The 13135-nt window shown below is 50.0% G+C and carries 10 protein-coding genes and 1 pseudogene; all 11 read left to right on the forward strand.

Annotation, left to right across the window (positions count from 1 at the left end):
* Positions 1-205 precede the first annotated feature (205 nt).
* The gene (msbA, locus tag ACTHR2_RS06130) at positions 206-1972 is read left to right on the forward strand and encodes a lipid A export permease/ATP-binding protein MsbA (RefSeq protein ID WP_150538164.1); all 1767 of its coding nucleotides are present in this window, start codon (positions 206-208) and stop codon (positions 1970-1972) included.
* A gap of 84 nt (positions 1973-2056) precedes the next feature.
* Positions 2057-2833 carry a ferredoxin--NADP reductase gene (locus tag ACTHR2_RS06135; protein WP_003746329.1) on the forward strand — a complete coding sequence of 259 codons (777 nt, stop codon included), beginning with the start codon at positions 2057-2059 and terminating at the stop codon, positions 2831-2833.
* Positions 2834-2905: 72 nt separating this feature from the next.
* A pseudogene (locus tag ACTHR2_RS06140) lies at positions 2906-3541 on the forward strand (uroporphyrinogen-III synthase); the annotation flags it as partial.
* Between the two features lie 216 nt (positions 3542-3757).
* The gene (locus ACTHR2_RS06145) at positions 3758-5029 is read left to right on the forward strand and encodes a uroporphyrinogen-III C-methyltransferase (protein ID WP_440375537.1); all 1272 of its coding nucleotides are present in this window, start codon (positions 3758-3760) and stop codon (positions 5027-5029) included.
* Entirely contained in the window at positions 5026-6249 is a 1224-nt protein-coding gene (locus ACTHR2_RS06150) for a heme biosynthesis protein HemY (protein WP_440375489.1), read from the forward strand. The genes ACTHR2_RS06145 and ACTHR2_RS06150 overlap by 4 nt, the downstream gene beginning before the upstream one ends.
* Positions 6250-6383: 134 nt before the next feature.
* The gene (hemE, locus tag ACTHR2_RS06155) at positions 6384-7445 is read left to right on the forward strand and encodes a uroporphyrinogen decarboxylase (protein WP_049344254.1); all 1062 of its coding nucleotides are present in this window, start codon (positions 6384-6386) and stop codon (positions 7443-7445) included.
* Between the two features lie 144 nt (positions 7446-7589).
* A complete protein-coding gene (cls, locus tag ACTHR2_RS06160) occupies positions 7590-9083 on the forward strand; it encodes a cardiolipin synthase (RefSeq protein WP_049344201.1) in 1494 nt (497 codons plus the stop codon).
* A 311-nt stretch (positions 9084-9394) separates the two neighbouring features.
* Entirely contained in the window at positions 9395-11491 is a 2097-nt protein-coding gene (locus ACTHR2_RS06165) for a TonB-dependent receptor plug domain-containing protein (RefSeq protein WP_440375490.1), read from the forward strand.
* Between the two features lie 452 nt (positions 11492-11943).
* Positions 11944-12138 (forward strand): YgaP family membrane protein, encoded by a 195-nt coding sequence (locus ACTHR2_RS06170; protein WP_263336965.1) that lies wholly within the window; start codon positions 11944-11946, stop codon positions 12136-12138.
* 12 nt (positions 12139-12150) lie between these two features.
* Positions 12151-12672, forward strand: a complete 522-nt coding sequence (locus ACTHR2_RS06175) for a rhodanese-like domain-containing protein (RefSeq protein ID WP_263336968.1) — start codon at positions 12151-12153, stop codon at positions 12670-12672.
* 79 nt (positions 12673-12751) lie between these two features.
* Positions 12752-13054: an ArsR/SmtB family transcription factor gene (locus ACTHR2_RS06180; RefSeq protein ID WP_263336970.1), complete on the forward strand. Its 303-nt coding sequence runs from the start codon at positions 12752-12754 to the stop codon at positions 13052-13054.
* The last annotated feature ends 81 nt before the right edge of the window (positions 13055-13135 follow it).

Raw genomic sequence — 13135 nt, forward strand, 5'->3', positions numbered from 1 at the left:
CCGTCTGAAACCCTTCTTTCAGACGGCCGCAACCGATATTTGAGAAGTGGGCAACATTATTGCCAAACCCACCAAACCACAGTCGTTCCCAATATAAAATCAAGGCGTTAAAACAATACCGACTCCTTTTGACTTTCAATTGCAAACATTGTAATGACAGATATTTTCGTTTAGAATTGCATGTTTGCTCTAAATTTGGATTGATATGCAGACAACACAAGCCACATCCAACTGGGAGCTATACAAGCGCTTGCTTGGATATTTGAAAAGCTATTGGAAGATGTTTATCGTCTCCGTAGTGGCCATGCTGATTGTCGCCGGTACGATGCCGGCTTTCGGTTACTTGCTCAAACCTTTAATCAATGAAGGTTTTGTCGATAAAAACATGAAAAGCATGTCATGGTTGCCGCTGGCAATTGTGGCGCTGTTTTTCGTTCGCGGCCTGTTCAATTTCATCAACGAATATTGCACGACGTATCTGTCGAGCCACTTGGTGCAGCGCTTGCGCGGTGAAATGTTCAACAAAATGATGCACCTGCCGACTTCGTATTTCAGCAGCAATACCGGCGGCCGTCTGATGTCGCGCATTTTAAGCGACGTCAACCAAATTACCGATGCAGGATTTAACGTCATTACCGTGATTGCCAAAGACGGCGTGAGCGTAGTCGGCCTGTTGGGCTTGCTGACTTATCTGAACTGGCGTTTGACTCTGATTACTTTTATTATTTTGCCGGTCGTCGCCGTATGTATCCAAACAGTCAGCAAACGCCTGCGCAAATTGTCTGCCAACAACCAAATTTATCTTGGCCAGCTGATGCAGGTTTTGGGCGAAAGCATTAATGGCGAACGCGTTGTAAAAATCTACGGTGGTCAAGATTATGAAAATCGCCGCTTCAACCGTATTGCCGACGATGTGCGCCGCAACCTGCTCAAACAGGTTTCCGCCAGCTCTGCCGGTACCGGCATTACGCAATTAATGGCTTCGGTTGCACTGGCCGCAATTATTTACGCAGCCGCCCGCCAAGCCGGACTTTCAGGCTTCAGCGCAGGCGATTTTATGTCGTTTTTGTCCAGCATGATCTTGATGTTTGACCCCATCAAACGCATGACCGGCGTGATGCAATCCCTGCAGCGTGGTTTGGCGGCGGCAGAAAGCGTCTTTACCTTTTTGGATCAACCCGAAGAAAGCAACGAAGGCAAACAAACCCTCAGCCCAAACCCTGGCAATATCGAATTTTGCGATGTTGTACACCGTTATCCCGAAGCCGAACGCAACAGCTTGAACCACATCAACCTGCTTGTCCCGCAAGGCAAAGTGACTGCCTTGGTCGGCGCATCGGGTTGCGGCAAAACCACCTTGGCCAATATGTTGCCGCGCTTCCTTAATCCCAATGAAGGCGAAGTTTTGATCGGCGGCATCAACGTCAATGAATATACGCTCGAAAGCTTGCGCAGCCGCATGGCATTCGTCGGCCAAAACGTTGTCCTGTTTAATGGTACGATTGCTGAAAACATTGCCTATGCTCAAACTGACAAATTCAGTGAGGCAGAAATTATCAATGCTGCAAAAGCCGCGAATGCTTGGGAATTTATCCAAAAAATGCCGCAAGGCCTGCACACTGAAGTCGGCGAAAACGGTTTAAAACTGTCCGGCGGCCAACGTCAACGTCTCGCTATTGCGCGTGCGCTTTTGAAAAACGCGCCGATTTTAATTTTAGACGAAGCCACCAGTGCATTGGATAATGAATCCGAACGTTTGGTACAAACCGCATTGGAAAACCTGATGCAAAACCGTACCACTTTGGTGATTGCCCACCGACTTTCTACCATCGAAAAAGCCGACAATATCGTTGTGATGCACGAAGGCAATGTAGTCGAACAAGGCACACACCAAGAATTAATCAGCGCAGGCGGACGCTATGCCGACCTGCACAGCCTCAGCGAAAAATCAGCCGTACCGGCGAGCAAGTAACTGAAGCCGTATTCCACTCTTTTTATTAACCTCGGCCGCCCCGACTTATCCTATTCAGACGGCCCCATCCGACAGAAAATATCAATGGCAGCATTCAATACCCAGAAAGTCTTGTCCGTACATCACTGGACAGACGCATATTTTACCTTTACCTGCACCCGCGACGAATCTTTGCGCTTTGAAAACGGCCAATTCGTCATGGTCGGATTGATGGTGGACGGCAAGCCGCTGATGCGCGCATACAGCGTGGCTTCTGCCAACTGGGAAGAGCATCTGGAATTTTTCAGCATTAAAGTACAAGACGGCCCATTGACCAGCCGCCTGCAACACCTTAAAGTCGGCGATGATGTCCTTATCAGTAAAAAACCGACCGGCACACTGGTTGCCGGCGACCTAAATCCGGGCAAACACCTCTATCTCCTGAGCACCGGTACCGGCATCGCCCCTTTCCTAAGCATTACCAAAGACCCTGAAATTTACGAGCAATTCGAAAAAATCATCTTGGTTCACGGTGTACGCTACAAAAAAGACTTGGCATACTACGACCGCTTCACTAAAGAATTGCCCGAACACGAATACCTGGGCGATTTGGTTAAAGAAAAATTGATTTACTACCCGATTGTTTCACGCGAAGACTATGTACACCACGGCCGTCTGACCGATTTAATGCGCAGCGGCAAACTCTTCGAAGACATCGGTCTGCCTAAAATCAATCCGCAAGACGACCGCGCTATGCTGTGCGGCAGCCCAGCCATGTTGAAAGATACCTGCAACGTCTTGGACGAATTCGGCCTAACCGTTTCTCCGAAAACAGGCGTTCGCGGCGACTACCTGATTGAGCGCGCATTCGTCGATCAATAACGTACGTCAGCAACAGGCCGTCTGAAACCCTTCTTTCAGACGGCCTAAAACCTTAATAATTTATCCCACATTATGCCTACCCTACTCATCATCCGTCCGTCCAACCGCCCACAACAAGATATCCAAACCTGCCATGCAGCCGGTTGGCAGGCTCAGGTATTGAGTCCGATTGAAATAGAGGCGGATCATTCGGCGCTAAAAAAACTTCCCGAACAATTCAAGCAAGCCGATGTCGTGTTTTGGGTCAGCCCCACCGCTATTGAAACCGCAGTGCCGCACTTGAACTTTTCAGACGGCCCCAGAGCACACATTACCGTCGGCCAAACCAGCCAACATACTTTGGCGCAATTCTCCCCTTATCCCGTATTCTCACCCGAAGATGGAAACGACAGCGAAGCCGTCTTGAGAATGCCTATTTGGAAAAACCTGCCGCCCAACGCCCGAGTTTTAATCATTCGAGGTCATGGCGGCCGTGATTTTCTAGCAGACAAACTGACCGAACTGGGTTTCCAAATCGACATCGCCGAAATCTATTTCAGACGGCCACACGCCATCGATTGGCAGCACTTTAAAACCGAAGACATCGCCGCCGCCTACATCACATCCGGCGAACTCGCACGCGAATTTTTCCATCAGATTCCGCCGCAATTTTCCCGATTCTTCGAATCCTTGCTATACTTTACCCATCATCCGCGCATTGCCGATGCGCTTCGCATCGTTGGTGCCAAACATGTAGAAACCGTCACTTCTTTATCCGCTGCACTTTCATCCATGCCACAAAGGAGCCAAGCAGTGAACCAAGTCGAAGATAATAAAGATACCCAACAAGTTGCCAATACGGCAGCTCCGGCGCCTGAACGTTCTGAAAACACCAGGCCGTCTGAACAAATCAAACCTACCCAACCTCAGCGAGTGGAGGCGAGCATGCCCGAGTCCAACAATCTCCCACAAAACAACGCCCCTGTTATCATCAAACAATCTGGAGGCAAAGCCTTGGCCGCAGGTGCAACCGTCTTGGCACTGCTAGGTCTAGGCGCGAGCGGATTCCTGTTTGTACAGGGCCAAAATGTTTTAAAAAACCAAGAGCTCGAATTCAACCAAAAAATTGACAAAGCTGCGTTGGGCGAATCTGAAAACGCCAGCCTTTTAAAAGACAACCTCAACCGCCAAACCGCTATTCAGGCCGAGTTAGACCGCCTGAACAACGGTCAAAAAAACAATAGTGATCAAATCCTGCAAACGCAGAAAGCTTATCAAGAGTTACTCAAAGGCCGTATCAACTGGCTGGTTGACGAAGCCGAATCGATGTTGAACACTGCTTCGCAACAATTGATGCTGTCAGGCAACCTTCAAGGCGCGGTCAGCGTATTGGAACACATCGACAGCCGCTTAAGCCGTTTTGAACAACCTGAGCTTATCCCTGTCAAACAAGCCATCAGCAATGATTTGGCCGCACTGAAAAACCGTCCTTATGTCGATATTTCCGCAACTGCCTTACGTATCGACCGTTTGGAAACCGGTATTTCCGGCCTGCCTTTGGTCTTGGACGGCGTATTGAAACCGGGTGCCGCGCCTGTCGAAACCGCCAATTCAGGAACTTGGTGGGAAAACACATGGGAGAAATCCCTCAATGCCCTCAAAGGCTTGGTTGAAGTCCGTCATCTGGACAGCAACGATGCCATGTTGATTTCGCCCGAACAAACCTACTTCATCCGTGAAAACCTGCGCCTGCGCCTTTTGGATGCGCGCATTGCCCTGTTGCAACACAATGGCGAAGTGTATCAAAGCGATTTAAACAACGTTGAAGCAACTGTAAAACAATACTTCGACAGCAAATCCCCTGCTACGCAGTCATGGTTGAAAGAGTTGGCCGAACTCAAAGCCCTTGATGTCCGCATGATTTCAGACGACAGCCTGAAAGCCAGCTTGAGCGCCGTTCGCGCTTATCAAGAAGGTTCGCGTACACAAATGACGACCGAAGAAGCTGCACAAACCCAAGCTGCCGAGAAAACCGCTTCCGCTCCGGCTGCAACTACCGAGCAAGCCACAACGGCCGCACCGGCCGCCGCTTCTGCCCCTCAATCTCTGGAAGCACCTGCTTTGCCGTCTGAAAACAAAAAAGAACCGGCCGCCGAAGCTGCCAAACCACAAAACCAAACCAAGCCTGCTGCCAAAATTAAAGGAGAGCAAGCATGAAAACCGTCGTTTGGATTGTCATTCTGTTTGCCGCCGCCGTTGGTTTAGCGTTGGCTTCCGGCATTTATACCGGCAACGTATATGTCGTGGTTGAGCAAACCATGCTGCGTATCAATCTGCATGCCTTTGTTTTAGGCCTGCTGTTGAGCGTATTCGTCTTGTATTTCCTGATTAAATTCGTGTTCGGCCTCTTGAACATTCCGGCGCGTATGCAACGCTTCGGCATTGCCCGCAAAGGCCGTCAGGCTTCTGCCTCTTTGAACAGCGCAGGTTTGGCATATTTTGAAGGCCGTTTTGAAAAAGCCGAGCAAGAAGCCGCCAAAGTCTTGCAAAATAAAGAAGCAGGCGACAACCGTACCCTGGCTTTGATGTTGGGCGCGCACGCGGCCGACCAAATGGAAAACTTCGAGTTGCGCAACCGCTATCTGCACGAAATCGAACACCTGCCACAAAAACAACAGCTTTCCCGTCATCTTTTGCTGGCCGAATCTGCGCTGAGCCGCCGCGATTATCCGACTGCCGCACAAAACCTTGAAGCCGCAGCAAAAATCAATAGCAACTTAAGCCGCTTGGTCCGCCTGCAATTACGTTATGCCTTTGATCATGGCGATGCTTCAGATGTCTTGGCAAAAGCAGAAAAACTGGTCAAAGCCGGCGCCATCAACGATTACGAAGCAGAACAGTATCAAAACTGGGCATATCGCCGCCTCTTAAGCGAAGTAACCGATGCAGGCCGTCTGAAAGCCTGTTTGAAACAGATTCCCGAAAGTGTGAAGTCTGGCGAATTGTGCGTCGCGATTGCCGAAAAATACGAGCGTTTGGGCTTGTATGCCGAAGCAGTCAAATGGGTCAAAACCCATTATCCGCAAACCCGCCAGCCCGAGCTTTTGGAAGCATTTGTCGAATCCGTGCGTTTCCTAAGCGAGCGCGAGCAACAAAAAGCCATCGACTTGGCAGACTCTTGGCTGCAGGAACAACCGAACAATGCGCTACTATTGATGTATCTCGGCCAACTGGCTTACGGCCGCAAACTTTGGGGCAAAGCCCAAGGCTACCTCGAAGCCAGCATCGCCCTGCAACCCAGCGTATCCGCACATTTAGTCCTAGCGCGCGTGTTTGATGAAACCGATCAGCCGCAAAAAGCGCAAGAACAACGCAATCTGGTTTTGGAAAGCGTGGCCGAGGAAGAACATCCGGCAGCCCTTCCTCAACCAAATTGATGTGCCGGCTTCACATTAACAACTCATGAAATCTTTCATACCAGCTTCTATTTAATTATTTCAGACGGCCTGAATAAACAACTAAGGCCGTCTGAACTTTGTTCCAACATACCAAATCAGAAAGCCTATTGATCATGACTGCTCTGAAAAACGACACTTTCCTCCGCGCCCTGCTCAAACAGCCTGTCGAATACACGCCCATCTGGATGATGCGCCAAGCCGGACGCTATCTGCCTGAATACAAAGCCACGCGCGCACGCGCAGGTAGCTTTCTCGATTTGTGCAAAAACACCCAGCTGGCGACTGAAGTTACCATCCAGCCTTTAGACCGCTTCGATCTGGATGCAGCGATTCTGTTTTCCGACATTCTGACCGTACCCGATGCCATGGGTTTGGGCCTATATTTTGCCGAAGGGGAAGGCCCAAAATTTGAACGCGCCTTGCAACACGAAGCCGACATCGCCAAACTGCAAGTTCCCGACATGGAAAAACTGCAATACGTCTTTGATGCGGTAACTTCCATCCGCAAAGCACTGGACGGCCGCGTTCCACTCATCGGCTTCTCCGGTAGCCCGTTCACACTCGCCTGCTACATGGTCGAAGGCGGCAGCAGTAAAGAATTCCGCACCATCAAAACCATGATATATTCGCGCCCTGATTTGCTGCATAAAATCCTCGACACCAATGCCCAAGCCGTTACCGCTTATCTCAACGCCCAAATCGATGCCGGCGCACAAGCCGTACAAATTTTCGACACTTGGGGTGGCGTGTTGAGCGATGCAGCATTTAAAGAATTCAGCCTGAAGTACATCCGACAAATCGTTGCCGGACTCAAACGCGAAAGCGAAGGCCGCCGCGTGCCTGTTATCGTATTTGTCAAAGGCGGCGGCTTATGGCTGGAAAGTATGGCAGAAATCGGCGCAGACGCATTGGGCTTAGACTGGACCTGCAACATCGGCGAAGCACGTCGTCGCGTCGGCGAACAAGTTGCCTTGCAAGGCAACTTCGACCCGTTTGCCCTCTTCGGTACACCGGAATCTATCCGCACCGAGGTCGCACGCATCCTCGCCGACTACGGCAACGGCAGCGGCCATGTATTCAACCTCGGCCATGGCATCAACCAACACGCCGACCCCGAACACGCCAAAATTTTGGTCGATACCGTACATGAATTATCCCGTCAGTATCACCGTTAATTAAAGCAACTCAAAGGCCGTCTGAAAGCAAAAACACGATTATCGTGTAAATTTGTTTTTAGACAGTTTTTCTATATACTTAATATTTGAAGCTTATCAGCTGACACCTTCAAACTTAAAACACATCTACTCCCGCTACCGAATATGAATTTTTTAAAAGACATTACCTGGACCGAAATTTTTATCTTCGCCCACACCTGCGCCGCACTCATCTGCATGCTGCGCGTGTTGTACAAACAAAAAAACATCGGCTCAACCTTTGCCTGGCTGATTATCCTATTCCTTTTCCCCGTATTCGGAACCATCGCCTACATCCTTATCGGAGAGCCTCGTCTAGGCACCGCCCGCGCCAAACGTACCGGCGAAATGAACCGCTTCTACCGCAACTTTGCCGCCACCCATCTAGCCGATATCTATCTCGACATTGCCGACCAAGTCAAATCACGTTACCACGGCATCAGTAAAGTTGCCGAAAAAGGAACGGGGCTGGGTGCCACCAAAGGCAACGCCATGAGCCTGCTCTCGACCACCGATGCAATCATCGACAGCATGCTCGCAGACATACGCGCCGCAACCCATTCCTGCCTACTGGCCTTTTACATTATCGAACCCAAAGGCCGCATTGAAGAAATTCTAAATGAAATTCTTGCCGCCAAAGCCAGAGGCGTAGACTGCTCCATACTGGCCGATGCCGTCGGCAGCAGGAGCTTTTTTGAAAGCGATTGGGTAGAGATACTGCGCCAAGCAGGCATTGAAGTACATACCTCATTACCTGTCGGCATCTGGCGTACATTATTCACGCGCACCGACCTGCGCAACCACCGCAAAATCCTCGTTATCGACAGCAAAATCGGTTACACCGGCAGCTTCAACCTTGTCGACCCACGCTATTTCAAACAAAACTCTGGCGTCGGAGAATGGATAGATGCCATGATGCGTTGCACAGGGCCTATGGTACTGGAGCTGTCAGCCGTCTTCTTCGCCGACCTTGCCGTCGAAACCGATAAAAACCTCCAAAACGTACAAACATACCTCAACCAAGCAAAAAACCTGCTGCCCCAAATCCTTCCCGAAAAAATGCAGCAAGGCAATATTGTTGCCCAAATCATTCCCTCCGCCCCCGAGCAAAGCAGCTTCGTCATCTACGAAACCATCATCAGCGCCATCTATGCCGCTACCAAACAAATCACAATTACCACCCCCTACTTCGTCCCTGACGAGCCGCTTCTCATGGCATTAACCGTCGCCGCCAAACGCGGCGTCAAAGTAACCCTGATACTGCCCGCCAAAGTCGATTCACTGATGGTACGCTACGCCTCACGCGCCTACTACCCTATGCTGCTGGAAGCCGGCGTCAAAATCGCCATGTTTGAAGGTGGTCTTCTACATGCCAAAACCATGACTATTGACGAAGACTACTCCCTCTTCGGTACGGTCAACATGGACATGCGCAGTTTCTTCCTCAACCTAGAAATCAGCCTCGCCATCTACGATCGCGACACCACCAAACAAATCTGCAACCTCCAACGTGACTACCTCAAAAACAGCAGCTACATTGCCATCAAATCATGGCAACAACGCTCCAAACTCCGCGGCCTCGTAGAAAATGCCGTCCGCCTGATGAGTCCTTTGCTGTAAAAAAGAAGTAGTGAGGCCGTCTGAAAGCACTGTTCAGACGGCCTTTTAAAACACCTATACACAATATTGATCATCGATAAATATTCAACTCATCCCTTTTCTTCAGTTTCAAAAAAGTAAGCCTCACTATATTTTCTCTTAAAATAGTTTTACAAAATTTAACCATAAATAAACCGATTGATATTTATAAAAATATTCAAACTACAAATCAAAATGAGACCAATATGTTCTTTTACATTTATTTGTAGTTTGATAATCATTATTAAAATAATTAGAATAAGCGGTCAATTTTTTATTCCTTGGGAAAAATCATGAATAAAACCTCTTTTCCTGTATTCCGCCTTAGTCTCATTACACTCGCACTATCAACAGGCTTCGCCCATGCCGAAAATACGCACCCCGCAGAAACTGCCGAACTGAATGAAATTAAGGTTACCGGTACCGCCGTACCGACCCGCGTTACCCGCAACCAGCTTGACCGCGAGACTTCGACCGATTTGAAACAAGTCATGAAAGACCAAATCGGTATGGATGTCGGCGGTGGCAACGGCGTGGCGCAGTTTTACAGCATCCGCGGCGTCGGCGAGGACAAAATTAATCTGGAAGTGGACGGCACCAGCCAATCCACCAAAATTTTCCACCACCAAAGCCGCTTCCAGCTTGACCCTGCTTTGGTGAAAAGCATCAACGTCGAAAAAGGCACGGGCGCGGCGAGCGCGGGCTTGGGCGCGGTCGGCGGTACCATCCGCGTGACGACGGTTGACGCGAAAGACCTGCTGACCGACGGCAAACCTTTCGGTTTCAAACTCGGCGCGGGCTTGAGCAGCAATAAAGGCTCAACCGGCAACGCGGCGGTTTACGGCTATCAAAACGGCTTCGATGCCCTGTTTGCAGGCAACTTCCTCAACAACCGCGACTACAAAGACGGCAACGGCAATGTCAACCACGGCAGTCGTCTGAAACAGCACAGCTACCTCGCCAAAATCGGCTACGACTTCAACGACGACCACGGCATCCGCCTGACCTACCGTCAGGAATACCAAAAAGGCAACCGCACCGATAAAGCCGAGTTCCAAAACGTTGACAGCTACGTCGGCGTGGACGGCACTTATCAAAAAGAGCAGACCTACAATCTGGAATACCGTGGCCGCAACGTCGGCTTCATCGACAAAATCGACGCCAATGTCTTCCAAATCAACACCGACGACACCAAACCGCCTAAAGGCGCTCCTTCTCCAAAAGCCCAAGCTTCCGGCACGGCGCAAGGCGGCGTTCCCATTGGCCAGCTTGAGTTAAGCAAAATCAAAGCAACCGGCGCGAATCTGAACCTCGCCAGCTCTTTCGGCGACGGACACATGGTGAAATACGGCGTCAACTACCGCCACGAAACCTCCGAGCCGTCCGACAAAGGCGCGTGGCTGAAGATTCTCGGCCTGTATGACCGCGACAAAGAGAAGAAATCCGAATACGGCGTGTACGCGGAAGGTATCTGGAACCTGCACCCCGTTACCCTGACCACCGGCCTGCGTTACGACCATTTCAAATACAACGCCGCCAGCAGACAAAGCGCGTCCCACGGCCAGCTCAACCCTAGCATTGGCGCGATTTGGGACATCAACGACAACTTCTCGCTCTTGGCAAACCTCAATCAGGCAAGCCGCGCGCCCCGCCTGAACGAAGCCCTGTTGGCTAACGAACGCGCAGGCGCCGCCGCCGATTTGGACAGCAACCTCAAAGCCGAAACCGCCCGCCGTGCCGAACTCGGCTTCAAATGGCGCAACGATAACTTCAACGTCAGCGGCAGCGTGTTCCACCAACGCATCAAAGACCTCATCGTCTACCGTTGGGCAAAAATCAACAACAACACCGCCTCCATCACCGAACGCGGCAAGATTTACAACGGCGGCACGCTCAAAACCTACGGCTACGAACTTGACGCATCCTACCGCTGGGGCGGTCTGACCGCGCGCGCCGGCGTGTCCTACGTCAAACCCCGTCTGAACGGCGAAATGTACTACGGCGAAAGCCCGATTCAAGCGGAAGACCACGAAAGCTCGTTCACCTTCTGGAACACCGGCCGCCAATGGCTGACCGGTCTGTCTTATCAGTTTGAAAACCCCAAACTCGAAATCGGCTGGCGCGGCCGCTACGCCCAAAGCGTGAAATACACCGACGTCGCCCGCGGACAAGGCACGATACACGGCAAGAAATCAGGCTACGGCGTACACGACATATACGCCAACTGGCAGCCGCTGAAAAAAGACAACCTGAACGTCAACTTCGCCGTCAACAACATCGGCAACAAGCAATACCGTTCGCACAGCCAACGCTTCCCTGACGGCAACGGACGCGTGCCCTTCTACGAACGCGGTCGCGAGTTTGCCTTGGGCGTGAACTATCGTTTCTAATGATACGAACGACCTTATAAAGAAATTAAAGGCCGTCTGAAATTCAATTTTCAGACGGCCTTTTATAATTTGTAGACAATTTGATTTTAAAGTATTTCCTCTCTCTTGCTAGTTACACAACGGATTATCCAGTTTTCAAATCGTCTCCATTGGACTTCTTTTCCGAATCGGTCATGATTTGATTCCTTCTGAAAACTGACTACCAATTCTTCCAATATAAATAAAATATTATATAGATCATCTCCAGTGCCGTCTGAAAATATCAGGCTGTATTTATGCCGTTGGAGATTGATTCTATTTGTGCGTTTAAAAAATACAATGCAAATATTCATTACACTTTTACTGTAAACCATTTGACAAAGTCATCTTTAAAGCTATAATATTTTTCATATATGATTTTTGTTATATATATTTATTTATAGACAATTCATTCTGAAACAAGGAGCAATAAAATGAAACGAAACTTGGGTACTTTGGATCGCGTAATCCGTATTGTTATCGGTGTAGTGCTGATTGCTGCAGCCGCTACCGGACAAATTGGCTGGTGGGGTTGGCTGGGCATTATCCCTCTGGGCACAGCACTGATTGGCAACTGCGCGTTGTACAGCTTATTGGGCATCAACACCTGCCGCATCAACAAAAAATAACGAAGGCAAAACATGAGCACGGTCGGACAACTCCCGCGAATTATGCCTTCCGAAGCAATGGCAAAAATCCGTGAGGGCGCGTTGGCAGTGGACATCCGAAGCCAAGCCGAATATCGGGGCGGGCATATTGGCGGTGCATTATCCCTTCCGCCTGAACGGCAGCGAGACAAACTGCCCGATGATACAGCCCCATGCCTGATTTTTTATTGCCTGAGCGGCAAACGTACAACTCAGGCAGAAACTATATTGTCAACGCTTGGCCAAGGTCGAGAATGCTATATTCTAGAAGGCGGCTTACAGGCATGGAAAGCTGCAGGGCTTCCTATTGTTGCCAACCGTGCTGCACCGGACATCATGCGGCAGGTGCAAACCATTGCGGGCAGTTTGATTCTGTTGGGTGTGCTGGCAGGTTGGCTGGTATCGCCTTGGTTTTATCTGATAGACGTGATGGTCGGCGCAGGCCTATTAACAGCGGGGTTAACCGGATTCTGCGGCATGGCTCGCCTGCTGGCCAAAATGCCATGGAACCATTAAGCAAAGGCCGTCTGAAAGTTGCTGCTGAGGCCATTATGACTGATAATTCGACCTCCTCATTTGCCGACAAGCGTGAAAAATGACCACTGCCGACAATCAACCGCCCTACGAAGAAGCCAGCGCTTTTCTCAAACTTCTGGCTAATCCTAACCGCCTCGCCGTATTGTGCAAACTACATGAAAGGCCGCACAATGTAACCGAGTTGGCTGAGTCATCCGGACTGCCGCAAGCGGCAATGTCCAGCCAATTAGCACTACTGCGTGAAGCCGGTTTGGTATCGTTTGAAGTGAACCATCGGGAACGGCAATATTACATTACGGATCCTAGGGTAACCGAGATGATACAGTTGCTGTATTCTTTTTTCTGTGCAGAAAAATCTTGAAATGTTGCCGAAATAGGATAGCCCAAAAATCTATCCATTTATAATTTTAAAGGCCGTCTGAATCTTTTTCAGACGGCCTTT

The sequence above is a fragment of the Neisseria sp. P0006.S004 genome (assembly GCF_051963015.1).
In the GTDB taxonomy this organism is placed as follows: Bacteria; Pseudomonadota; Gammaproteobacteria; order Burkholderiales; family Neisseriaceae; genus Neisseria.